This window comes from Mycobacterium barrassiae, assembly GCF_025822765.1.
GTDB classification, from domain to species: Bacteria; Actinomycetota; Actinomycetes; order Mycobacteriales; family Mycobacteriaceae; genus Mycobacterium; species Mycobacterium barrassiae.
In genome coordinates this window covers 562040-586402 of record NZ_JACKUK010000016.1, presented here as the reverse complement: position 1 = coordinate 586402, position 24363 = coordinate 562040, and the positions used below count along the sequence as shown (strand labels likewise).

The 24363-nt window shown below is 65.9% G+C and carries 20 protein-coding genes, 1 pseudogene and 1 riboswitch; of the genes and pseudogenes, 8 read left to right on the top strand and 13 right to left on the bottom strand.

Annotated elements, in window-relative coordinates:
- Positions 1–89 precede the first annotated feature (89 nt).
- From H7J93_RS08705 to H7J93_RS08695, 3 genes are read right to left on the bottom strand one after another with little or no spacing between them, the layout of a single operon-like run.
- Positions 90–818: a class I SAM-dependent methyltransferase gene (locus H7J93_RS08705; RefSeq protein WP_267305860.1), complete on the bottom strand. Its 729-nt coding sequence runs from the start codon at positions 816–818 to the stop codon at positions 90–92.
- Positions 815–1939 carry a homoserine O-acetyltransferase MetX gene (gene metX / locus H7J93_RS08700; RefSeq protein ID WP_267305859.1) on the bottom strand — a complete coding sequence of 375 codons (1125 nt, stop codon included), beginning with the start codon at positions 1937–1939 and terminating at the stop codon, positions 815–817. The genes H7J93_RS08705 and metX overlap by 4 nt, the downstream gene beginning before the upstream one ends.
- Positions 1939–3300: a bifunctional o-acetylhomoserine/o-acetylserine sulfhydrylase gene (locus H7J93_RS08695; protein WP_267305858.1), complete on the bottom strand. Its 1362-nt coding sequence runs from the start codon at positions 3298–3300 to the stop codon at positions 1939–1941. The genes metX and H7J93_RS08695 overlap by 1 nt, the downstream gene beginning before the upstream one ends.
- A gap of 26 nt (positions 3301–3326) precedes the next feature.
- Positions 3327–3448, bottom strand: a riboswitch (SAM riboswitch).
- Between the two features lie 243 nt (positions 3449–3691).
- Here H7J93_RS08695 and H7J93_RS08690 point away from each other — a divergent pair.
- Complete coding sequence (locus H7J93_RS08690) at positions 3692–5929, top strand: NADP-dependent isocitrate dehydrogenase (RefSeq protein ID WP_267305857.1); 2238 nt, start codon at positions 3692–3694, stop codon at positions 5927–5929.
- Here H7J93_RS08690 and ephH read toward each other — a convergent pair.
- Positions 5926–6759 carry an epoxide hydrolase EphH gene (ephH, locus tag H7J93_RS08685; protein WP_267305856.1) on the bottom strand — a complete coding sequence of 278 codons (834 nt, stop codon included), beginning with the start codon at positions 6757–6759 and terminating at the stop codon, positions 5926–5928. The two genes, H7J93_RS08690 and ephH, sit on opposite strands and share 4 nt — an antisense overlap.
- An 83-nt stretch (positions 6760–6842) precedes the next feature.
- Between ephH and H7J93_RS08680 the strand changes: the two genes are divergently transcribed.
- The 4 genes from H7J93_RS08680 to yhjD are packed head-to-tail and all read left to right on the top strand — an operon-like array spanning position 6843 to position 11103.
- Complete coding sequence (locus tag H7J93_RS08680; protein WP_267305968.1) at positions 6843–7643, top strand: exodeoxyribonuclease III; 801 nt, start codon at positions 6843–6845, stop codon at positions 7641–7643.
- Between the two features lie 9 nt (positions 7644–7652).
- Complete coding sequence (locus tag H7J93_RS08675) at positions 7653–9017, top strand: NAD(P)/FAD-dependent oxidoreductase (RefSeq protein WP_267305855.1); 1365 nt, start codon at positions 7653–7655, stop codon at positions 9015–9017.
- A 22-nt stretch (positions 9018–9039) separates the two neighbouring features.
- Entirely contained in the window at positions 9040–10050 is a 1011-nt protein-coding gene (gene trpS / locus H7J93_RS08670) for a tryptophan--tRNA ligase (protein WP_267305854.1), read from the top strand.
- A gap of 9 nt (positions 10051–10059) precedes the next feature.
- Positions 10060–11103 carry an inner membrane protein YhjD gene (yhjD, locus tag H7J93_RS08665; RefSeq protein WP_267305853.1) on the top strand — a complete coding sequence of 348 codons (1044 nt, stop codon included), beginning with the start codon at positions 10060–10062 and terminating at the stop codon, positions 11101–11103.
- Here the strand turns inward: yhjD and H7J93_RS08660 are convergent.
- The 4 genes from H7J93_RS08660 to H7J93_RS08645 form a co-directional block, all read right to left on the bottom strand.
- On the bottom strand, positions 11100–12320 hold the full coding sequence (locus H7J93_RS08660) for a D-alanyl-D-alanine carboxypeptidase family protein (RefSeq protein WP_267305852.1): 1221 nt from the start codon (positions 12318–12320) through the stop codon (positions 11100–11102). The genes yhjD and H7J93_RS08660 overlap by 4 nt on opposite strands.
- Before the next feature lie 165 nt (positions 12321–12485).
- Positions 12486–13502 carry an SMP-30/gluconolactonase/LRE family protein gene (locus H7J93_RS08655; protein WP_267305851.1) on the bottom strand — a complete coding sequence of 339 codons (1017 nt, stop codon included), beginning with the start codon at positions 13500–13502 and terminating at the stop codon, positions 12486–12488.
- Between the two features lie 11 nt (positions 13503–13513).
- Complete coding sequence (locus H7J93_RS08650) at positions 13514–14899, bottom strand: aspartate aminotransferase family protein (protein ID WP_267305850.1); 1386 nt, start codon at positions 14897–14899, stop codon at positions 13514–13516.
- Positions 14896–15405, bottom strand: a complete 510-nt coding sequence (locus H7J93_RS08645) for an Lrp/AsnC family transcriptional regulator (protein ID WP_083153894.1) — start codon at positions 15403–15405, stop codon at positions 14896–14898. Before H7J93_RS08645 ends, H7J93_RS08650 begins: the two co-directional genes overlap by 4 nt.
- A gap of 122 nt (positions 15406–15527) precedes the next feature.
- Between H7J93_RS08645 and H7J93_RS08640 the strand changes: the two genes are divergently transcribed.
- On the top strand, positions 15528–17033 hold the full coding sequence (locus tag H7J93_RS08640) for a gamma-aminobutyraldehyde dehydrogenase (RefSeq protein ID WP_267305849.1): 1506 nt from the start codon (positions 15528–15530) through the stop codon (positions 17031–17033).
- A gap of 81 nt (positions 17034–17114) precedes the next feature.
- Here H7J93_RS08640 and H7J93_RS08635 read toward each other — a convergent pair whose 3' ends face one another.
- The gene (locus H7J93_RS08635) at positions 17115–18203 is read right to left on the bottom strand and encodes a PrsW family intramembrane metalloprotease (protein WP_267305848.1); all 1089 of its coding nucleotides are present in this window, start codon (positions 18201–18203) and stop codon (positions 17115–17117) included.
- Positions 18200–18721, bottom strand: a complete 522-nt coding sequence (locus H7J93_RS08630) for a hypothetical protein (protein WP_267305847.1) — start codon at positions 18719–18721, stop codon at positions 18200–18202. Before H7J93_RS08630 ends, H7J93_RS08635 begins: the two co-directional genes overlap by 4 nt.
- Positions 18722–18980: 259 nt before the next feature.
- Here H7J93_RS08630 and H7J93_RS08625 point away from each other — a divergent pair.
- A pseudogene (locus H7J93_RS08625) lies at positions 18981–20351 on the top strand (amino acid permease); the annotation flags it as partial.
- 8 nt (positions 20352–20359) lie between these two features.
- On the opposite strand, the gene H7J93_RS08620 reads toward H7J93_RS08625, so the two are convergent.
- Positions 20360–21220, bottom strand: a complete 861-nt coding sequence (locus tag H7J93_RS08620) for a universal stress protein (protein WP_267305845.1) — start codon at positions 21218–21220, stop codon at positions 20360–20362.
- Positions 21221–21236: 16 nt separating this feature from the next.
- Entirely contained in the window at positions 21237–22745 is a 1509-nt protein-coding gene (locus H7J93_RS08615; RefSeq protein WP_267305844.1) for an APC family permease, read from the bottom strand.
- Positions 22746–22857: 112 nt separating this feature from the next.
- Between H7J93_RS08615 and H7J93_RS08610 the strand changes: the two genes are divergently transcribed.
- Positions 22858–23823 carry a sigma-70 family RNA polymerase sigma factor gene (locus H7J93_RS08610; RefSeq protein ID WP_267305843.1) on the top strand — a complete coding sequence of 322 codons (966 nt, stop codon included), beginning with the start codon at positions 22858–22860 and terminating at the stop codon, positions 23821–23823.
- Here the strand turns inward: H7J93_RS08610 and H7J93_RS08605 are convergent.
- A complete protein-coding gene (locus H7J93_RS08605) occupies positions 23744–24361 on the bottom strand; it encodes a carboxymuconolactone decarboxylase family protein (protein WP_267305842.1) in 618 nt (205 codons plus the stop codon). The two genes, H7J93_RS08610 and H7J93_RS08605, sit on opposite strands and share 80 nt — an antisense overlap.
- Positions 24362–24363: the final 2 nt, after the last annotated feature.

The following is a 24363-nucleotide window of genomic DNA, read 5'->3' as shown; positions in this document are numbered from 1 at the left end:
GATTCCGCCGCTAGGCGGTGCGCAACCTCATCGAAGAAGTCAACATGGCGGCCACGATTCCAGACGTGGCGACGGCGCTCAACCGAATTTCAGGACAGCGTGGCGCGCGTGCACACCGTGACATACGGCAGTGCCAAACCGTTGGAGTTGGCCAGCGCCGGGTGGGTCGCCAATAGCTCACGGACCCGGTCGAGGGTGACGGTGCGCACCTTCTCCGGCGAGGTGATGCAGTAACTGCGCGAGGCAACCAGATCGATGAGTGCCTGCGGCGTGAGGTAGCTCGTCCAGTCGACACGGTGGTGTTCGACGTCGGTGAACACGTCCGGAAGCGTGGTCTTCTCGTTGAAGTGGGCGTCCTCGTGGCCGATGATCTTGCCAAGGTCCTTGACCCAGCCCATCCGCTCGTCGCGCGCGTTCCACACCAGGCCCAGCCGGCCGCCTGGCCGCAGCACCCGCGCCACCTCCTTGACGGCGCGTCCGGTATCGAACCAGTGCCAGGCCTGCGCGACCAGCACCGCGTCGACACTGTCGTCGGGCAGCGGAATCTCCTCGGCGGTGCCCAGCAGCGCAGGGGTGTCGGGCAGCGAATTGCTTAGCAGCTCAAGCATTTCCGGAATCGGATCGACGGCGACGACATCCAGCCCGCGCTCGACCAACCGCGTCGTCAACTTGCCGGTTCCCGCCCCGAGATCGAGGACATCGCGGGCGCCGGCAGGGAGCAGCCAGTCGATTGCTTCCGGTGGGTACGACGGTCTACCGCGCTCGTACGCCGCGGCTTCTGCACCGAAGGACAGAGAGCGCTGCTGGCTACGAGTCATGAGCGTGACGCCAACTCCAACGTTTTGCGGATCAATTCGCCCACCGCTTCCGTCTCGACCAGGAATCCGTCGTGGCCGTAGATCGAGTCGACCACGTTCAATCCGGTACAACCCGGCAAAAGCGCCGCCAATTCCTCCTGCAGCCGCAACGGGTACAGCCGGTCTGAGGTGATGCCGCCGACGACCACGGGCACGTGGCAGCCGCTCAACGCCGCCGCCACACCGCCGCGGCCACGGCCCACGTCGTGGCTGGACAGTGATTCGGTGAGGGCCACATAGGTGCCGGCATCGAACCGCGCCAACAGCTTGCGCGCCTGGTACTCGAGGTAGCTCTGAACCGCGTAACGGCCGCCCCGCGCCGGGTCTTCGTCACCCTGCGGGTCGTTGCCGAAGCGGTCATCGAGCTCGGTCTCGCCGCGATAGGTCAGGTGCGCGAACCGGCGAGCGATCTGCATCCCGATATCCGGTGAGAGGCCGGTGCCGTAGTAATCGCCGTTGCACCAGTTCGGGTCGGACTTGATCGCCGCGATCTGCGTGCTCTGGGTGCCGATCTGATCGGCCGTCGCACGCGCCCCGACGGCCAGCACCAGCGCCGCGCGCACCGTGTCGGGATGGCCGACGATCCACTCCAGTGCCCGGGCGCCGCCCATCGACCCGCCGACGACCGCGGCGACCCGGGTGATGCCGAGCGCCTTCAGTGCGGCGATGTCGGCTTCCACCTGGTCGCGCACGGAGATGAGGGGAAACCGTGAGCCCCAAGGCTTCCCGTCCGGGTGCAGCGAGCTCGGACCGGTCGAGCCGCGGAAGCCGCCGAGCACGTTGGTGGCTATAGCGCACCAGCGGGTGGTGTCGATCGGCGCGCCGGGTCCGGCGACACCTTCCCACCAGCCTTCGGTCTCGTCACCGGGACCGGTGGGGCCGGTGATGTGCGAGTCGCCGGTGAGCGCGTGCAGCACGACGACCACGTTGTCGCGGTTGGGGGAGAGCTCGCCCCACCGCTGCACGGCGATCGTGACATCGTCGATGACCGCGCCGTTCTCCAGCGTCAGATCGCCGATGTCGACATAACCGACTTCTCCCTCGGCAGGGAGCGTCGCGGTTCGCACGTCCAAAACCGTCATCAGAACGCTGCCGTGGCTTTGTGATCCGCGGAACCCGCGGAATTGAACGGCTTGGCCGCCGCGAAACCCTGCTCGAGATCGGCGAGGATGTCGTCGATGCCTTCGATGCCGACCGCAAGCCGCACGAGGCCCGGCGTCACACCGGTGGCCAACTGCTCCTCGGGGGTGAGCTGGGCGTGCGTCGTGGAGGCCGGATGGATGACCAGCGACCGCACATCGCCGATGTTGGCGACATGGCTGTGCAACGTCAACGCGTTCACGAAGGCCTTGCCCGCGTCGATGCCGCCGGCCAGTTCGAACGCCAGCACCGCGCCGGTTCCCTTGGGCGCCAGCTTCTTTCCGAGCTCGTACCACGGCGAGCTGGGCAGTCCCGCGTAGTTCACCGAGATGACGTCCTCGTGTCCGGACAGGTATTCGGCCACGCGTTGTGCGTTCTGCACGTGCCGCTCGATGCGCAGGCTCAGCGTCTCCAGTCCCTGCGCCACCAGGAAGGCGTTGAACGGCGACGCCGCCGACCCGAGGTCGCGCAGCAGCTGCACGCGTGCCTTCAGCGCGAACGCGGGCGGCCCGAGTTCGGCGAACACGACACCGTGGTAGCTCGGGTCGGGTTCGGTGAAGCCGGGGAACTTGCCGTTGGTCCAGTCGAAGGTGCCGCCGTCGACGATCACACCGGCGATCGCCGCGCCGTGCCCACCGAGGTACTTGGTGGCCGAATGCACGACGATGTCGGCGCCGTGGGCCAGCGGCTGGATCAGATACGGCGTGGCGATGGTGTTGTCGACGATCAGGGGGACCCCGGCTTCGTGCGCCACTGCGGCGACATTGGGGATGTCGAGGATGTCGATTTGCGGGTTGGAGATCGTCTCGCCGAAGAACGCCTTGGTGTTGGGGCGCACGGCCGCCCGCCAGGAGTCCAGGTCATCGGCGTCTTCGACGAAGCTGACCTCGATGCCGATCTTGGGCAGCGTGTAGTGGAACAGGTTGTAGGTGCCGCCGTAGAGCCGGGGGCTGGACACGATGTGGTCACCCGCGTTGGCGAGGTTGAGGATCGCGAAGGTCTCCGCCGCCTGACCCGATGCCAGGAAAAGCGCCGCGACGCCGCCTTCCAGCGCTGCGATGCGCTGCTCCACGGTGTCCTGCGTCGGATTCATGATCCGGGTGTAGATGTTGCCGGGCTCGGCGAGGCCGAACAGGGCGGCGGCGTGCTCGGTGCTGTTGAACGTGTACGACGTCGTCTGGTAGATCGGCAACGCCCGCGCGTTCGTCGCGATGTCCGGCGTCTGGCCCGCATGGACCTGCTTGGTCTCGAAAGCCCAATTCTGGGTGGGATCATCTGGCGTGCTCATGGCACGGCCCTCCATCTGTGTGTCAGGGGGCCCGCCCAGCGGACCCGCGCTTGCCGGTAACCCGTCCTAACGGCTACCCAACCTGGTCATCACCCGGGGCACCCCACCGCGGTTGGAGGGTTGCCGGCCAGCAAGCCGGGGCTTGACGCTGGCGCTCATGACCGAGACGAAGCTTAGCGCACGCGGCTGGCAGGCTGCCACCGGGTGTTTTACCCCTCGCCGGTCACCTGGAATGGTCGCCCGATCGGGGCACGCCGGACATGGGGTGGATGTACCTAACTTGTGGTCGCAGCGAGGCCCGGATGCGGCGGTGGGAGCCCTGATTTGAACCCCACCCCGGGCGTAGCGTCATAGGCGACGCGATACTGATAGCCGACTTTAGATCCATTACGCCGGGAGACGACATATGAGCGACGAGCAGCCGACCATCATCTACACCCTGACCGACGAGGCGCCGCTGCTTGCGACCTATGGCTTTCTGCCGATCATCCGGACGTTCGCGGACCCGGCGGGGATCAACATCGAAACCAGCGACATCTCGGTAGCGGCCCGCATCCTGGCCGAGTTCGGCGACTACCTGACCGAAGAGCAGCGCGTGCCCGACAACCTGGGCAAGTTGGGCAAGCTGACGCAGGAGCCCGACACCAACATCATCAAGCTGCCCAACATCAGCGCGTCCGTCCCGCAGCTCTACGCCGCGATCAAGGAGCTGCAGGAGAAGGGCTACGCGGTTCCCGACTACCCGGCGCAGCCCAAGAACGACGAAGAGAAGGAACTCAACCGGCGCTACGGCAAGATTCTGGGTAGCGCCGTCAACCCCGTTCTGCGCGAAGGAAACTCGGACCGTCGCGCCCCCAAGGCCGTCAAGGAGTACGCGCGCAAGCATCCGCACAGCATGGGCCAGTGGTCGCAGGCGTCGCGCACCCACGTCGCGACCATGAAGCACGGTGACTTCTACCACGGCGAGAAGTCGATGACGCTGGACCGCGACCGTCGGGTCCGGATGGAGCTGAAAACCAAGAGCGGCAACACGATTGTGCTCAAGCCCGAGACGGTGCTGGACAACGGTGACGTCATCGACTCCATGTACATGAGCAAGAAGGCCCTGGTGGCTTTCTACGAGGAGCAGATCGAGGACGCCTACAAGACCGGCGTGATGTTCTCGCTGCACGTCAAGGCGACCATGATGAAGGTCAGCCACCCGATCGTGTTCGGCCACTGCGTGAAGGTGTTCTACAAGGACGCGTTCGCCAAACACCAGAAGGTGCTCGACGAGCTGGGTGTCAACGTCAACAACGGAATGGTCGATCTCTACAACAAGATCGAGGCGTTGCCTTCATCGCAGCGTGAAGAGATCATTCAGGACATCCACGACGTGCATGACCGCCGGCCCGAACTCGCCATGGTGGATTCGGCCAAGGGCATCACCAACTTCCACTCGCCCAGCGACGTGATCGTCGACGCCTCGATGCCCGCGATGATCCGCCTCGGCGGCAAGATGTACGGCGCCGACGGACGGACCAAGGACACCAAGGCCGTCAACCCCGAGTCCACGTTCTCGCGCATCTACCAGGAGATGATCAACTGGTGTAAGACCAACGGCCAGTTCGATCCGACTACCATGGGCACTGTGCCGAACGTCGGCCTGATGGCGCAGAAGGCCGAGGAATACGGCAGCCACGACAAGACCTTCGAGATCCCGGAGGACGGCGTCGCCGACATCGTCGACATCGACACCGGCGAGGTGCTGATGTCGCAGAACGTCGAAGAGGGCGACATCTGGCGCATGCCGGTCGCCAAGGACGCGGCGATCCGCGACTGGGTCAAGCTCGCCGTCACCAGGGCGCGCGCGTCGGGCATGACGGCGGTGTTCTGGCTGGACACCGAGCGCCCGCACGAGATGGAACTCCGCAAGAAGGTGAAGGCCTACCTGCAGGACCACGACACCGACGGGCTGAAGATCCAGATCATGCCGCAGGTGTGGGCCATGCGGTACACGCTGGAGCGGGTGACCCGCGGTCAGGACACCATCGCGGTGACCGGAAACATCCTGCGCGACTACCTGACTGACCTGTTTCCGATCCTGGAGTTGGGCACCAGCGCCAAGATGCTGTCGATCGTGCCGCTGATGGCCGGCGGCGGCATGTACGAGACCGGTGCGGGCGGCTCCGCCCCCAAGCACGTGCATCAGCTGGTGGAAGAGAACCATCTGCGGTGGGATTCGCTCGGCGAATTCCTGGCGCTGGGAGCGTGTTTTGAGGACATCGGCCGCAAGACCGACAACAAGCGCGCCGCTCTGCTCGGGACCACGCTGGACGCTGCGATCGGCAAGCTGCTGGAGAACGACAAGGGTCCGTCGCGTAAGACCGGTGAGCTCGACAACCGCGGCAGCCAGTTCTATCTCGCGATGTACTGGTCCCAGGAACTCGCCGAGCAGACCGAGGACAAGGAGCTGGCCGACCACTTCGCCGCGCTGGCCAAGTCGTTGGCCGAAAACGAGGACGCCATCGTCACCGAACTCACTGAGGTACAAGGCGATCCGGTCGACATCGGCGGCTACTACTACCCGGATCCCGAGAAGACCGCAGCGGTGATGCGTCCGAGCAAGACGTTCAACTCGGTGCTGGAGTCGGCTCGGGCCTAGCCGATGGCTTCGCTCGGGGGAGGCGTCGCGTAGCGGTCGGTGAACTCGACGATCAGATCGGCGATCCTGCGTGGCGCCTCGAACATCGGGATGTGCCCGACGTCGTCGAGATGCGTCACCTCGGTGGACTCCGGCAGGTGTGTCATGAAGTGCCGGGTGAACCGCGGATGCGGCAACACCCGGTCCTTCTCACAGATCACCAGATGCGTGGGTGTCTTGGCCTCGGCCAGTTCCATCAGGCCGGGCATCAACAGCGACTTGACCAGTAGCTGGTAGTAGGCCGGGCAGTGGGTGACGTCGTCGATGATGTCGAACCACTGCTCGTCGCTGAGGCGGTCCGCGGTCGCGCTGATCGGCACGAAGCCGAGCTGCCGGACGTAGGGCAGCTTCAATGCACGCCGGCCGAGCACTTTGGCGCCCAGGTAGACGGGCAGGCCCGCGACGAACTTGAACACGATCTCGAACTTGACCGGGGTGTAGCGGGTCCAGCCGCCGGCCGGGGCGATACCCGTCAGCGTGCGGGCCCGGCCCCGGCGCGCCAGTTCGAACGCCACCCAGCCGCCCAGGGAGTTGCCCACGATGTGGGCGGTGTCCCAGCCCAGCGCGTCCATCCGGCGTTCCATGTCGTCGGCCAGCTCTGGGGTGTCCAGGAAGAACCTGCCTTTGATGCCGCCGTTGTGGCCGGGCATGGTGGGTGCAAGCACCTCGTAGCGACCCGTGTCAGCAACCAGTGGGGCGACGCCTTTCCAGACGTTCTGGGACATCATGAACGGATGCAGCAAAAGCATCGGCTCGCCTGACCCCAGGTGTATCGGTGCGCGCTCGATCATCTGCCCGACACTAAGGTGATACCGCCGGTACCGCAAGCGCCTACCCGTGAAGTGGCTCGATAGGGTCTGACCCCGTGTCTTCGCTGATCGTCTCGACCATCAACGTCAACGGCATCCGCGCGGCGATCAAACAACGCTCGGCGGAGAACCTCGGATTGCTGCCGTGGCTCGCCGCCACCACCGCCGACGTGGTGTGCCTGCAGGAGACGCGGGCCGACGACGAGCAGCTCGCCACCGCGCTGGCGCCGGCCCTGGCCGACGGTTGGCACCTGGCGTCGGCGGAACCACACATCAAGGGACGCAGCGGTGTCGCGGTCCTCTCGCGCCATCCGATCGAAGCGACCCGACTGATGGAATCCGGCGAATTCGGTTCGCACGGACGGTATCTGGAGGCCGACACCGCGGGTGTGACCGTCGCCAGCCTGTACATCCAGACCGGCGAGGCGGACACCCCGCGCCAGCTGGAGAAGGAACGGTTCATGGCCACCCTCGGGGCGCGGATGGCGGCGCTGCACACAGCGGGCCGCGACGCGGTCCTGTGCGGCGACTGGAACATTGCGCACACCGAGGCCGACATCAAGAACTGGAAGGGCAACGTCAAGAAGTCGGGGTTCCTGCCCAGCGAGCGGGCCTGGCTGTCGGATCTGTTGGCGTCCGGCTGGGTCGACGTGGTCCGCGTGCTGCACCCCGACGTCGCAGGGCCGTACAGCTGGTGGTCTTGGCGCGGTCGGGCATTCGACAACGACGCCGGCTGGCGCATCGACTACCACCTGGCGACGCCGGGGTTGGCGGCGCGGGCGGTGTCGGCTCGGGTCGAGCGGGCAGCGGCCTATGCGCTGCGCTGGTCTGACCACGCCCCGGTGACGGTCGAATTTTCGGGCTAAGGTCCGTAAATGACCGTCGAGAACAACGCTGGGCGGCGTCATCGCGTCGTCATCATCGGGTCCGGTTTCGGCGGGCTCTTCGCGGCCAAGAATCTCAAGCGCGCCGACGTCGACGTCACACTGATCGCGAAGACGACCCACCATCTGTTCCAGCCGCTGCTCTACCAGGTCGCCACGGGCATCCTCTCGGTCGGCGAGATCGCTCCGGCAACGCGAATCATCTTGCGTAAGCAGCGCAATGCCCAAGTGCTGCTCGGTGACGTGGTGGGAATCGACCTGGCGAACAAGACCGTCACCTCCAAGCTGCTCGACTGGGAGCGGGTCACGCCGTACGACAGCCTGATCGTGGCAGCGGGTGCGCAGCAGTCCTATTTCGGCAACGACCACTTCGAGGCCTTCGCGCCCGGCATGAAGACCGTCGACGATGCCCTCGAGCTGCGGGGCCGGATCCTCGGCGCCTTCGAGGCTGCCGAGGTGACGATGTCGGACGAGGAGCGCAAGCGCCGGTTGACGTTCGTCGTCGTGGGTGCGGGACCGACCGGCGTCGAAGTCGTCGGTCAGATCGCCGAGCTCGCGGACCGGACCCTGAAGGGGGCGTTCCGCAGCATCGACCCGACCCACGCCCGGGTGATCCTCATCGAGGCCGCCTCTGCGGTCCTGCCGCCGATGGGGCCGAAGCTCGGGCTCAAGGCGCAGCGCCGGCTGGAGAAGATGGGCGTCGAGGTCAAGCTGAACACGATGGTCACCGACGTCGACTACATGGGCCTGACGGTCAAAGAAGGTGGTGCAGACGGCGAAGAAAACAGAATCGAATGCGCGGTCAAGGTGTGGTCCGCCGGCGTGCAGGCCAGCTCGCTCGGCAAGCTGATCGCCGACCAGTCCGACGGCACCGAGGTGGACAGGGCCGGCCGGGTGGTCGTCGAGCCCGACCTCACCGTCAAGGGCCACCCTCACGTCTTCGTCATCGGCGACCTGATGAGCGTGCCCGGCGTGCCGGGGATGGCCCAGGGGGCGATCCAGGGTGCGGTGTACGCCACCAAGCAGATCAAGGCGGAACTCAAGGGCTCGCAACCGGCGGACCGGAAGCCGTTCAAGTACTTGAACAAAGGCAGCATGGCCACCGTCTCGCGGTTCAGTGCGGTGTGCCAGATCGGGAAGATCGAGTTCGGCGGCTTCCTGGCCTGGCTCGCGTGGCTGGGGCTGCACCTGTACTACCTCGTGGGCAGCCGAAACCGTATCGTCGCCGTGTACTCCTGGTTCATCACCTTCCTGGGCAGAGGCCGCGCCCAGCTGGCGATCACCGAACGGTGGGTGTTTGCCCGCAGGGCGCTGGAGCAGTCACGGGACCAGAGCGCCGAAAAATCCATTGGATGACGCGTGTCAAGATTGACCCATCATGAGCAACTCCCGCCCCGTCGTGTTCTCCGGTGTCCAACCGACCTCTGACTCCCTGCATCTCGGCAACGCGCTGGGTGCGATCAAGCAGTGGGTGGGTCTGCAGGACTCCTACGACGCGTTCTACTGCGTGGTCGATCTGCACGCGATCACCATCCCGCAGGATCCCGAGCGGCTCCGGCAGCGCACGCTGGTCACCGCCGCGCAGTACCTCGCGCTGGGCATCGACCCGTCGCGCAGCACGATCTTCGTGCAGAGCCATGTGCCCGCCCACACCGAACTGGCTTGGGTGCTGGGCTGTTTCACCGGTTTCGGCCAGGCGTCGCGGATGACGCAGTTCAAGGACAAGTCCCAGAAGGAGGGCAGCGACGCCACCACCGTCGGACTCTTCACGTATCCGGTGCTGATGGCCGCCGACGTGCTGCTCTACGACACCGAACTGGTGCCGGTCGGAGAGGACCAGCGTCAGCACCTCGAGCTGGCCCGCGACGTCGCACAGCGGTTCAACGCCCGGTTCCCTGACACTTTCGTGGTGCCCGAGGTGATGATCCAGAAGGTCACCGCCAAGATCTACGACCTGGCCGATCCGACGTCGAAGATGAGCAAGTCCGCGGCCACCGAGGCGGGGTTGATCAGCCTGCTCGACGATCCGAAGAAGACCGCGAAGAAGATCCGCTCGGCGGTGACCGACAGCGAGCGCGAGATCCGCTACGACCCGGTCGCCAAGGCCGGCGTCTCCAACCTGCTGACCATCCAGTCCGCGATCACCGGCGTCGACGTCGACAAGCTCGCCGAGAGTTACGCCGGGCGCGGGTACGGCGACCTCAAGGTCGACACCGCCGACGCCGTCGTCGAGTTCGTCCGCCCCATCCAGGAGCGCGTCAACGAACTGCTCGCCGACCCGGCCGAGCTGGAGTCGGTCCTGGCCGCAGGCGCCGAGCGGGCCAGGGACGTGTCTGCAAAGACCCTGCGACGGGTATATGACCGGTTAGGGTTTCTACTCGCACCGTAGGGGGCGTGAATGGCAGCTCCGGTCGAGCCGGACACCTCGGAGACCAAACCCGGGATTCTCGATCGCTATCGCGCGAAATATCACTGGTTCGACCACGTGATGCGCGCCCAGGAGCGGTATCAGGACAGCAAGGGCGACTTCTACGCCGCGGGCATCACGTACTTCACGATCTTCGCGCTGTTCCCGATGCTGATGGTCGGCTTCGCGATCGGCGGCTTCATCCTCGTGAGTCAGCCCGAGCTGCTCGCCGATATCCAGGACCGGATCAAGACGTCGGTGACCGGCGAGATCGGAAACCAACTCGTCGAGCTGATGGACTCTGCGATCAGCTCGCGCACCTCGGTCGGCATCATCGGCCTCGCCACCGCCGCCTGGGCCGGCCTCGGCTGGATGGCCAACCTGCGCGAGGCGCTGAGTCAGATGTGGGGGTTGGCCCGGCGGGATACGAAAGGGTTCGTCCTCACCAAACTGTCGGATCTGACGGCCATGGTCGGCCTGTTCGTCGCGCTGGTCTTCACCATCGGGCTCACGGTGCTCAGCGGTGCGAAGCCGATGGAGCAGGTGCTGGAATGGGTTGGACTGCAGGGTGTTCCGGGCGTGGGTATCGCGCTGCGGGTGGTGTCGTTCGTGGTGTCCGTGCTCATCACCTGGCTGCTGTTCACCTGGATCATCGCGCGGTTGCCCCGGGAGTCGGTCAGTTTCCGCAGCGCGCTGCGGGCAGGGCTGATGGCCGCGGTGGCCTTCGAGATCTTCAAACAGGTGGCGTCTATCTACCTGCGGTCGGTGGTCACCGGTCCCGCCGGAGCGACGTTCGGCCCGGTGCTTGGTCTGATGGTGTTCGCCTACATCACCGCGCGGCTCATCCTGTTCGCCACCGCATGGGCCGCGACGTCGAAGGACAACCTGGAGGCCGCGCCCGTCGACCCGCCCGGTCCTGCGCAGATCGCTCCACGCGTCCAGTTCCGCGAGGGTTTGGGTGTCGGTGCTGCGCTCGCCGCCATGGCGGTGGGAGCCCTTGGTGCGCTGAGCCTTTCGCGGCTACGTAAGCACTAGTGCTGGGGTCGGCGGTTCACCGAGCGAGCAGCCATGATGAGCCCGAACACGATGATCGAACCGACGATGCCGACCCCGACGCGCACGGGGGTGGCATCGATGTCGGACAGCATCGGTGCGGCGTTGATGCCGGGGGCGCCTGCGGCGGTCTCCGGCTTCGGCGCGACGAGGGATGGGTCGGGTTCGACCAGTGTGCCGATCTGGGTGCCCGGCGGCGTCGCGAAGCCGTAGTCCAACAGATGCGCCCCCTGCTCCCAGGGCGCGATCGGCTGGCGGGTGCCGTGCAGCAGCACCGCCACCAGGCGGCGGCCGTCGCGTTCGGCCGCCCCGACGAACGTCTGGCCCGCGTCGTCGGTGTAGCCGGTCTTGCCGCCGAGGGCCCCCGGGTAGTTGAGGAGCAGTTTGTTGTCGTTCTCGATCGGATAGCCGGCGTCGCCGCGGCCGGGGAAGTCGAAGCTACGGGTACTGACGATGTCGGCGAAAATCGGGTTCTGCCAGGCGTATCGGTAGAAGAGCGCCATGTCGTACGCCGACGTGCTCATGCCGGGGCCGTCGAGTCCGGACGGCGTCGCCACCCGCGTGTCGTGGCCGCCGAGCTTCCTCGCGAGGTCGTTGAGCTTGACCAGGGTGGCGTCCCACCCGCCGAGCTGTCTCGCGAGTGCGTACGCCGCGTCGTTGCCCGAGTACATCAGCAGCCCGTGAAGCAGGTCGTTGATGGAGTAGTGGCCGTTCTCGCCGACGCCGACCTTGGTGCCCTCCTGTGCGGCATCGTCGGCGGTGCCGGGCACGACCTTGTGGATCGGCAGGTCCTTGATGGCCTGCATCGCGACGAGGACCTTGATGATGCTGGCGGGGCGATGTCTGCCGTGCGGATCCTTGGCGGCGATGACCTCGCCGGTGTCCAGGTCGGCGACCAACCACGCCTCGGCGGAGATGTCGTTGGGCACCGGCGGGGTGCCGGGCGCGGTGATGACGCCGCAGCCCGCGAGCGCATCACCGCCCATCGGCTTGGCCGGGACAGGTAGCGGAGCGGGCGGACTCTCGCCCGGCTTGGGAACCTCGGACGCATCGACGGCCGGCGGCGTCGTCTCCTTGTACGGGCACGCGTTGGTGTCCGGCGCGGCGTCGGGCTGCGCGGACGCCATCGCGGGGGACACGAAAAGGAACAGTGCCGCCATCAGAGCCGCAGCGCGAGACGAGGTTCGAACAATCCCCATGGTGAGCGCAGATTAGGGCTTCACGAGCGGGTTTCTCGGGAGGCGCGCTGTGACAGATGTGATTGATGTTTCAAATGTGACTAAAGCGGGCAGGGGGCTGCATCGGTATCCACGAGATGCAGAAGAAGTGCGAGTAGACGCCTGCATTTCGTGGATAGCGATGATTCAGCGCAGCGCTGTCGCCGCCAGGTCGACGTATGCCACGGCCGCGGCGCCGATTGAGCCCAGCCACAGCTTGCCGCCGGCTTCGACCAGTCCCGTCACCAAGCCAAAGTGGGGATGGTCGGTGCGCACGCCGGCGACGGGGTTTCCGGTGTCCGGGTCGAACGCCACCGCCCACACCACCGGCTTGATCTTCGGCTGCAGCCGATCAGGCAGTCGCCACAACAGCTTGCGCAGCGCTGGCGGAGTCCTCGGCAGCAACTCCGCGACGGGATTGGTGGCCGTCACCATCGCGCACCAGATGCGGCCGTCGGCGCCCGTCGACAGGTTGTCCGGGCTGCCCGGCAGATTGACCGCCAGCGCCGTCACCGTGCCCGCCTTGTCGCCAGTGAGCCAATACTTCGACAGGCGACGCGCCTGAGTTTCGGCGAACACCAGCGCCGACCCGTCCGCCGTTGGCGTGATGCCGTTGGCGAAGTAGAGCCCGGCGACGACGGTCAGCACGGTTCCGTCGGGATCCCGGCGGAACACGCTGCCGCGGTTGCGTGCCTCGAAGATGGGCCCGAGGAAATGCTGGTAGGTGAACGCGCTGGTTGACTCAGTGAAATAGATTGTGCCGTCGGCCAATTCGGTGACATTCGAGCAGAACTGCAACGCCCGGCCATCGACCTCTGCGACCAACGTCTCCACGGCACCGGTCGCCGGATCGAGCGCCAGCAGGCCGCCCGGACTGCTGCACACCAAGATGCGGCCGTCGCGGGCGACGTGCATGCCTAGCGGTCGACCGGCGATCTGCGCGACCACCACCACATCGCCGCCGTCCGGGGCAATGCGCACGATCTTGCCGTCGATCAGGCCCGCCCAGATGTGGCCGTCACTGTCGACGACCACATCCTCGGGCGCATCGCCGGGAACCGGAACCAACGTCAGTTCCGCAGCCGGAAACTCCGGCAACGGATCGACCGGAGGCGGGTTCCAGCGAACAGGGTCGATCGGCGGCTTGCGCTGTTTGGAAGTCACCGCTCGACCGCCTAAAGCAGCCGGCTCGCTTCCTCGAGGACGCCGCGCAGGATGTCGTAAATGGCGTCGAATTCCTTCTGTCCGCTGATCAACGGCGGCGCCAACTGCACGACCGGGTCGCCACGGTCGTCGGCGCGGCAGTACAGACCGGCCTCGAACAGCGCGGGGGTCAAGAAGCCGCGCAGCAGCCGCTCGCTCTCCTCGTCGTTGAAGGTCTCCTTGGTGGTCTTGTCCTTGACGAGCTCGATGCCGTAGAAGAACCCTTCGCCGCGGACGTCGCCGACGATCGGCAGATCGTAGAGCTTCTCGAGCGTCGCGCGGAACGCCGGAGCCATCTGCTTGACGTGGTCGTTGAGACCTTCCCGCTCGAAGATGTCGAGGTTGGCCAGCGCCACCGCCGACGACACCGGATGGCCGCCGAACGTGTAGCCGTGGCCGAACGTCGTCTTGCCGTCGTTGAACGGTTCGAACAGGCGATCGGAGGCGATCATCGCACCTATCGGCGAGTAGCCCGACGTCAAACCCTTTGCGCACGTGATGATGTCGGGCACGTAGCCGAAGTCGTCACAGGCGAACATCGAGCCGATACGGCCGTACGCGCAGATCACCTCGTCGGACACCAGCAGCACGTCGTACTCGTCGCAGATCTCGCGGACGCGTTCGAAGTACCCCGGCGGTGGCGGGAAACAGCCGCCCGCGTTCTGCACCGGCTCGAGGAAGACGGCCGCGACGGTGTCGGGGCCCTCGAACTCGATCGCCTCGGCGATGCGGTCCGCGCAGTACTCGCCCCACGCCTTGATGTCGGTGTCGTACGGCGCAGGTGCGCGGTAGAAGTTGGTGTTCGGCACCCGGAAACCGCCGGGGGTCAGCGGCTCGAACGGCTGCTTGAACACGGGCAGGCCGGTGATCGCCAGCGCACCCTGCGGCGTGCCGTGGTAGGCGATCGACCGCGAAACCACTTTGTACTTACTGGGTTTGCCGGTCAGCTTGAAGTAGTTCTTGGCCAGTTTCCACGCCGACTCGACGGCCTCACCGCCGCCGGTGGTGAAGAACACGCGGTTGAGATCACCGGGTGCGTAACCCGCGATCCGCTCGGCCAGCTCGATCGCAGGAGGCGTGGCATAGGACCACAGCGGGAAGAAGGACAGCGTCTCGGCCTGCTTCGCGGCGGCCTCGGCGAGTTCCTTGCGGCCGTGGCCGACCTGGACGACGAACAGCCCGGACAGGCCGTCGATGTAGCTCTTGCCCTTGTCGTCCCAGATGGTGACGCCTTCGCCGCGGGTGATGATCGGCGGCGTGATGCCTGCGCCGTGGCGGGCGAAGTGCCCCCACAGGTGACGGTTGGCCTTGGCGCCGAGATCGGTAGACAAATCGGTGGTGATATCGGTAGCGGTCATCTTGTACCCCAATTGTATTGCTGTTTAACGAGTTTCAGGTAAACAAGTGTCTCGGTGGATATCACTCCCGGCAGTGCTCTGATCTGGGTGTTGAGGAGGTCGAGTAGGTCGTCGTCATCCGCGCAGACGACTTCGCAGATGGCGTCGAACGAGCCCGCGGTCAGCACGACGTAGTCGACGGATTCGATGGCGGCCAGTTTCTCGGCGACGCGGGTGGTGTCCCCGGTGCATTTGATGCCGATCATCGCCTGGCGGGCGAATCCCAACTGCATCGGATCGGTGACCGCCACGATCTGCATGACGCCCGCATCGACCATCCGTTGGACCCGCTGACGCACCGCGGCTTCGGAGAGTCCGACCGCCTTGCCGATGCCGGCATACGAGCGGCGGCCGTCCTGCTGCAACTTCTCGATGATCTGCTTCGACAAGTCGTCAAGCTGGAACGCCGCGCCAGGCCGGGATTGGTTGACGCGGAACGATACGGGTCCGAGACCCGGGTTAGCCATGCCCAAGATTGTGCACGGAATCCGTCGTGGCAGGCAACTACAACCCCGAAATCACGCGTTCGGGACCCTTCGGGCTGCGGGAATACGTAGCCTCGGCGGTCGCGGTGGACTAAATTTGGCCCATGACTGTGGTTTCTCCCAACACTGTGTCCACGAAGGTGGCGAGCAGCTGGATCGACGGGGCCCCGGTAGTCACCGGCGGAGCGTCGCATCAGGTGATCAATCCTGCCAACGGCGCGACGGTCGCCGAGATGACCCTGGCCACGCCTGCCGACGTCGACCGGGCGGTCGCCTCCGCCCGCGCTGCGCTGCGCGACTGGGCGACGGCCACGCCCGTCGACCGCGCGGGAGTGCTCGCCAAACTCGCCGAACTGGTCGACGCCAACGCCGAGCAGATCGTTGCCGAGGAGGTGAGCCAGACCGGCAAGCCGGTGCGGCTGGCCACCGAGTTCGACGTGCCTGGCAGCATCGACAACATCTCGTTCTTCGCCGGAGCGGCACGCCATCTCGAGGGCAAGGCCACCGCGGAGTACTCCGGTGACCACACGTCGAGCATTCGGCGCGAGGCCGTCGGCGTCGTCGCGACGATCACCCCGTGGAACTACCCACTGCAGATGGCGGTGTGGAAAGTGCTGCCCGCGTTGGCCGCTGGGTGCAGCGTCGTGATCAAACCCGCCGAGCTGACGCCGCTCACGACGCTGACGTTGGCGCGGCTGGCCAGCGAGGCGGGCGTGCCAGATGGAGTGTTCAACGTCGTCACGGGTGCGGGGGGAGACGTGGGCACGGCGCTGGCCGGACACCCCGACGTCGACGTGGTGACGTTCACGGGCTCGACGCCGGTGGGTCGCAAGGTGATGGCCGCGGCCGCGGTGCACGGACATCGCACCCAGTTGGAGTTGGGCGGTAAGGCGCCGTTCGTGGTTTTCAATGACGCTGATCTGAATGCCGCGATTCAGGGCGCGGTGGCCGGGGCGCTGATCAACACGGGTCAGGACTGCACGGCGGCGACGCGCGCGATCGTGGCGCGCGAGTTGTACGACGACTTCGTTGCGGGTGTCGGCGAGTTGTTCTCGAAGGTCGTCGTCGGCGACCCGCAGGATCCGAACACCGACCTCGGCCCGCTGATCTCGATGGCACACCGCGCCAAGGTCGCGGGCATGGTGGAGCGTGCGCCGGGTCAGGGTGGCCGCGTCGTGGCCGGCGGGGCCGCACCCGATCTACCCGGTTCGTTCTATCTGCCGACGGTGATCGCCGACGTCGACGAGCAATCGGAGGTGTATCGCGACGAGATCTTCGGACCGGTGCTGACGGTGCGGTCGTTCACCGATGATGACGACGCGCTGCGGCATGCCAACGACACCGCGTTCGGGCTGGCGGCGTCGGCGTGGACTCGTGACGTGTATCGGGCGCAGCGCGCGTCGCGCGAGATCAACGCGGGCTGCGTGTGGATCAACGATCACATTCCGATCATCAGCGAAATGCCGCACGGCGGCGTCGGTGCGTCCGGATTCGGCAAGGACATGAGCCAGTACTCGCTCGAGGAGTACCTCACCATCAAGCACGTGATGAGCGACATCACCGGCGTGGCCGAAAAGGAATGGCACCGCACGGTTTTCGCCAAGCGCTAGCTGGTGCGCGCCGAGACTACGGTTGTTGACGGGTTTCGGGCGATTTTCCGTCAAGAACCGTAGTCTCGGCGAGCGCTCGAGTCAGTGATTCAGCGCCGGAACCGGTGGCGCCGTCGCCCCCTGGATACGGTCGAGTGCCGCGCGCTGCTGCGCTTTGACCGCTTTGGCGGCGGCGCGGCCACCGGTCCGTTTCGCCGACTTGCGCAGGGCACGACGCCGGCGACCGGTGGTCAGCGATTCCAGCACGTCGTCCGGGATAGCGGAGAACTCGCCGGTGACGCGGCCCGCCTCGATGCGGGCGATCACCCAGCGCCGCTCGTCGCGTAGCAGCAGGATCGCGATGACGAGGAAGAACGCCAGGCTGCCCAGCATCTTCACCGGCATCAGCCACAGCGGACCCGGTGCATCCCAGATGAAATGCAGCAGCGGCCCGCTGAGCAGCAACCCGGCCGCGACGGCCAGCCGCCGCCCCGTCGACCAGCGGGCACGGTCGCTGAACGACGGCAGTAACAGCAAGACGCCCACCGTCGTCAACGCCGTATAGGTCCAGTGCGCCGGCACGGCGGTGAAGAACCGCAGGAGCAGGTTGCCGCCCGCACCGGTCACATCGGAATCAAGATCCTGCAGTGCGCTGTTGGCGGCGTAGGACAGGTCCTCCATCAGGTCGAATCCGAACCCGACGAACATGCCGACCATCAACGCGTGCGAAATCCGGTGCAGCGCATGCGCGCCCAGCACCAGGATGACCGCTGCGCACACCGCCTTGGACGCCTCTTCGATGAACGGGGCGGTGAGGGAGGCCGACCAGTCGGTCAACGTCTCCGGTGAGAGCACCAGGCTCCACAGTTGGCCGAGTCCACCATTGCCGTTCATCGCCATCGCGATCGCTGTGGTGCCGCCGAGCGCGAAGCCCGCCACAAGTGCCTGCGGATACTGCCTGCCGGCGCGGAACGGGTCGAAGCGGAAGATCAGCCACACCATGAACACGATGAACAGCAGCCAGAGCCACGCCAGGTCGAGGTGGGCGTCGAGGGTTGCGCGGATGATCGGGCCGGAGTCGTCGAGCAGCGCTAACGTGCCGACGATCAGCGAAACCACGAACACCCAGAACACCGCCGACTCAGGGCGATACACCACGGGGCGCGGCGTTCGCAGCGTCTGCTCGGTCACTGCTGCTCCCTTCCGATCGGCGCCAAAACGACGTCCAATGGCGGCGCGGGCTGGTCGACCGATCCCAGGGTCTGAACCCACACGATCACGTCGTCATCGGCCAGGAATGCGCATTCGCCCAACCGGTCACCAGCCACGAGTTCGCACGCCTGCCCGATCAGGCTTCCGTCGGCGGTCGCGACATCTTCGCCGGTCAGCGCGGCGCTGGCGCCGGTGATGCGGTCGGCGCGCATGAGCCGTTGCGCGACCGCGCCCACATCTCGGCCGTCGCGGTCGAAGACCTGCACGATGACGAGCTCATCGCCGTTGCGGTAGCTGATCCCGTTGCCGAACTCGCGTTCATCCCAGCCGGGCGGACCGGCGACGACGATCTGGTTACCGTTCTCGCTGGCCACCAGCGCCGTTTCGGACGCCGATTGCCAGGCGTCGTCGTCCACCATCGAGGCCGCGGCCATCGGGATGCCCGGCACCCCGATCAGCCCCGCGGCCAGCAGCATCGCCGCCCGTTTCTCGATCAACCGACTGCTCCCCTCCGTCTCTGACGAGGTCGAACCCTAGCAAGCAGTGCGCGGTGTGGCGGGGGTGGGTGTCCGCTGGAAGTGTTGCCGCGGAGGGCGTTTCGGGGCGGTTCGGCGATGCCCGTTTCGCCGAGACTACGGTTGTTGACGGAAATCGCCCGAAATCCGTCAATAACCGTAGTCTCGGCGCAACTGAGCCGAGGTAGTGCCGCCTCGCAAAACGGGTATCCCGTCTCTGTCCTGCGACGGAGGGGGTCTCATGAGCGTGACGTCATCTGAATCCACCGGCCCGCAACTCAAGAGGGCGCTCAGCCAACGGCAGTTGCGAATGATCGCGATCGGCGGTGTGATCGGCGCCGGTCTATTCGTCGGCTCCGGCGTGGTGATGGCAGATACGGGTCCCGGCGCCTTCCTCACCTACGCGCTGTCGGGCGTGCTGATCATCATGGTCATGCGGATGCTGGCCGAGATGGCAGTGGCCAGGCCGTCGACCGGGTCCTTCGCCGACTACTCGCGCGATGCACTGGGCGCGTGGGCGGGCTTCTCGGTGGGCTGGCTCTACTGGTACTTCTGGGTGATCGTCGTGGGCTTCGAGGCGATCGCAGGTGCGAAGATCGTGCAGTACTGGATCGATATCCCATTGTGGTTGTGCGCCTTGATCTTCATGGTCCTGATGACCGCGACGAATCTCTTCTCGGTCAGGTCCTACGGCGAGTTCGAGTTCTGGTTCGCCGGCATCAAGGTGGCCGCGATTCTGGCCTTCATCGCGATCGGTGCGTGCTTCGTGCTCGGGCTGTGGCCCGGTACGTCGATGGACTTCTCCAACCTGACCCGTCACGGCGGGTTCCTGCCGCTGGGCGCCGGTGTCATCACCGTCGGCATCGTCACGGTGATCTTCTCGATGGTCGGCCCGGAGATCGCGACGATCGCCGCAGCCGAGTCGTCGGACCCCGAGAAGGCGGTGGCCAAAGCCGCCAATTCGGTGATCTGGCGCATCCTGATCTTCTACGTCTGCTCGGTGTTCCTGCTCGTGACGATCGTGCCGTGGAACGACGACGAGCTCGAGGGCTCCCCGTTCGTCGCTGCGTTCAATCACATGGGAATCCCCTACGCGGACCACATCATGAACGCCGTGGTGCTGTCCGCCGTGCTGAGCTGTCTCAACTCGGGCATGTACACGGCATCGCGCATGCTCTTCGTGCTCTCGGCGCGCAGCGAGGCGCCGGACCGGCTGATGCACCTCAACCGTCGAGGGGTGCCCGCCAACGCGATCCTGTTCTCGTCCATCGTCGGCTTCGCCTGCGTCATCGCCGCCGCGTTCGCCGAAGACACCATCTTCGCGTTCCTGCTCAACTCGAGCGGCGCGATCATCCTGTTCGTATACATCCTGATCGCCGTGTCGCACATCGTGCTTCGCTACCGCAATCGCGATTCCGAACTGACGCTGAAGATGTGGCTGTTCCCTGTGCTGTCGATCCTGACAACTCTTGCGATGCTGGCGATCCTGGTGCAGATGTTCTTCGACGACAAGCTGCGTTCGCAACTGCTGTTGAGCCTGCTCTCGTGGGGTGTGGTGTTGGTGCTGTTCGTCGTCGGCAAGCGTTTCGTGGAGCGTCGCCACAAAGCGGAGGCGCGACGCTAGTCAGCTCTCGGGATCACGATCACCGGGACGTCGACGCCCGCCAGGATGCGGGCGGCCGTGGAACCCAGGAAGATGCGCCGGGGTGCGGCGAATCTGCTCGACCCCACGACAAGTAGGTCGCCGTCGTTCCACCGAAGTTTCTTCAGGGCCGACTCCAGCGTCATGCCGCCTGCGACAAGCGATTCGATGTCGGGTGCGTCCGGCAGTGCCCGTGCGGCGACCTGAAGATTCTCCTCGGCGGCCTGCACCTGGAGTTGGCGTACTTCGCGCGCGCTGTCGGCTTCTGCGAGGTTCTCGGCCGACACCAGTGACAGCATCCGGATGGCGAGGTTGCCTGCGCTGGCGAGGGTGATCGCGAACGGTAGCGGGTTGTCGTCGCCGGGCCGGGTCGGCACGGCGGCGGTCACTGCGGAGAAGAACTCGTCGGGGTCGTCGGCGTATCCGCGCGGAGCAAGCGCGACAGGAATCGGCGAAGAGTGCAGCAGCGCACCGGTAACCGGCCCGATGGTGTGGCCGCCGAAGAATCCGTCGCGCGCGCCACCGACGACGATGAGGTCGGAGTTCTTTTCTTGGGCGAAGTCGATGAGCGACTGGGCGAACGACTCGCCGACCAGTACGGTCGACGATGCGCTGACCCCGTTGGCCGTGAGCCGGTCGATCGCGCGGGAGATCCATTCCTCGCCGCGTTCGACGAGCAACTGCTGGTACTCGGCTCGCCCCGGGTGGCCATCCGGAAGTTCTTGTCGCACAACCAGTAAGACGTCGACATCCGCATCGAAGGTCTTGGCGAGGGCGCTGGCCAGTGCGACGCCGTCGTCACCGGTGCTGGTGGCGAGGTATCCGACTGTCAAATGCATTGCTTTTCCCGCGCTTTCAGTAGACGTCGAGCACCTTGACTTCGGTTTCGGCAGTGAGCGTCTCGCCGCGGAAGAACCGCTTGGTGCCGAATGCGAAGCACGCCAGCATCAGCGGTATGCCGAGCACGAGCATGCCGACGCCGAGGACGAACACCCCGCCGACCGGTCCGAACGCGGTGTACCCGTAATCGGGAGCAATCATGTCCTTGGCGCTGATACCGAAGGCGAACGTCATCGCCAGCCCACCCACCAGCGGGAAAATGCCGCGGAAGAACAGGTTTCGGGCCGACGCGAACAACGTCCGCCGGAAGTACCAGACGCACGAGAACGCGGTGATGCCGTAGTAGAACGCGACCGCGAGCCCCAGCGATGCCACCGAGTCGGCGAGCGCATTCTCCGAAAGGAACGTCAGCAGCATGTAGAAGAACAGCGCCGCCAGCCCCATCACGATGGTGCCGAAAGCCGGGGTCATGTAACGCGGATGCACGCGGGCGAAGCGCTTCGGAATAGCCTCGTACACCGCCATCGACAGCGTGCCGCGTGCGGTCGGCAGGATCGTCGTCTGGGTGGACGACAGCGCCGAGATCGAGACGGTGAGCAACAGCAGCGACGCGGCGATGGTGCCTGCGACCGGCTTGCCGAGCACGGTCAGCACGTCGTCGGTGTTCATCGGGTTGTTCAAGCCGATGCCCACATCGCTGAAGCCGGAGAACGACTGCACCGCATAGGCGACGAGCACATAGGTGCACACCAGGATCAGCGTGGTGATCACGGCGGCGATGCCCGGAGTACGGCCGGGGTCCTTGGTCTCCTCGCCGACCGCTAGGCAGGCGTCCCAGCCCCAGTAGATGAAGATGCACAGAATGATCGCCTGCACGATCGAGGACACGTCGAGACCGCTGGGCCACAGCCACGACCACTGCGGCATGACCGCCTGCGCGCCCGCGGTGTCGGAGAACACCCGCACCAGCGCGATGATGCTGACGACGATCAGCACGCCGAACTGGATGGCGATCAACACGTTCTGAAACCGCTCGGAAACCACGATGCCGCGAGCGCTGATCAGCGTCATTGCGATGATGAAGAACGCGCCGAGCAGCACCTTGGCGAGAATGCTGTCGGCGAGATCGTCTAGGCCGAGGAACCTGAACAGATAGATCGCCGCGATCTCGGCCACGTTGGCCAGCACGATGATCGCGGACACGGCCAGGCCCCAGCCGCCGATCCAGCCGATCCACGGCCCGAATGCCTTGGTGCCCCAGGTGAACGTGGTGCCGCAGTCCGGAGTGTCCTGCGACAACTCCTTGTAGGCGAATGCGACCAGCAGCATCGGGATGAACGCGAGGACGAACATCGAGGGTGCCTTCTCGCCGACGGCGAGCACGACGTAGCCGAGCGTGGCGGCCAGGCTGTACGCAGGGGCCACGGCGGCGAGGCCGATAACGATGTTGCCCACGAGACCGAGGGCACCCGCCTGCAGGCCCTTGTCACCGACGACCGGGGCGTCGGGTTCCTTGATTGCCATGTGCGGAATATACGGTTCCGTGGTTTCTGTGTGGGTTCAACGCGGGAATCGACTCATCCGGGCTTCATCGCAACGAAATCAGTCACGCGTGGTGCGGTTCTAGACTTGGCGTATGACCCGGTCCCCGGGAAGCACGCGCATTGACGAGTTCGAGGAGTTGCGGCCGTACCTGCTGTCTGTCGCCTACCGGTTGGCGGGAACCGTCGTCGACGCGGAGGACGTCGTCCAGGACGCGTGGTTGCGGTGGGACCGATCGGACACCGCAGAGATCACCGACTTGCGGGCCTGGCTGACGACGGTGGTCAGCAGGCTGGCGCTGGACCGGTTGCGTTCGGCCTCGCATCGCCGCGAAACGTATTACGGCGAATGGCTGCCCGAACCGGTCGTGACACCCCTCGACAGCGACGACCCGCTGGCGGCGGTCGTAGCGGGGGAGGACGCGCGCTTCGCCGCGATGGTGGTGTTGGAGAAGCTGAACCCCGACCAACGGGTGGCGTTCGTGCTGCACGACGGTTTCGCCGTGCCGTTCGGGGAGATCGCCTCGGTGCTGGGCGTCAGCGAGGCCTCCGCGCGTCAGCTGGCATCGCGAGCGCGACGGGCGGTGGCGACGGCGCCCCCGCCGGTGAGCGACGAGATGCACAACGAGGTGGCCGGCGCGCTGATGCTCGCCCTCGCCGCCGGCGACATGGAAGCCGTTGTGCGCCTTCTGCATCCGGAGGTGACGTTCACCGGCGACTCGAATCGCAAAGCGCCAACCGCCGCGCGGGTCATCCGAGGTCCGGACAAGGTCGCACGGTTCCTGTTCGGGCTGGCCGCTCGCTACGGGCCGGGTTTCCTGTCGTCGAGTCAGCTGGCGAACATCAACGGCCAGCTGGGCAGCTACCTCGTCGGATCACCGGCGAACGACGGTTACCCCGAGGTGATGCCGCGCGTCACGGCGATGACGGTGCGCGACGGAAAGGTCTGCGCGATCTGGGATATCGCCAACCCCGACAAGTTCACCGCTTCGCCGCTGCGTCCTCGGCGGCGTCCGAGTCCTCTGAAGCCCACGGCACCCGGCACGCGTCGCCGGAGCTGAAGCCCTGCTCGGTGATGCCCAGTGCCGAGTACATCCGCGCCCGCATGTTCTCCACACCGATCTGGTACGTCAGCTCGATCACCCCGTCGTCGCCGAAGCGGCGCTTGAGGTCCTCGACCTGTTCGTCGGTGATGGTGTGCGGGTCGGTGGTCATCGCGTCGGCGTAGTTGATGGCGGCGCGTTCGTCGTCGGTGAAGAGCGGTGACGTGGCGTAGTCGTCGATGTGCTTTAGCCGGTCGACGTCGAGGCCGTCGAGACGCTGCAGCATCGACCCGAAGTCGACGCACCATGAGCACCCGACCGTGCGTGCGGTCCAGAACACGGCCAACTCGAGCACGTTCTTCGGCAGCTTTTTCGACGCCGACCCCAGCATGCCCTCGTGGACCACGTTGGCGAGCATCAGCCGCGGGTGATGTGCGGCGACGGCGAACGGTTCGGGCACCTCGCCGAACCTGCGCTTGGCGACCCGGTAGAGGAGCTTCGTCATGAGCGAGGCTTGTTTAGGGGTTACCGGCGATATACGTGGTGTTTGCGTCATAC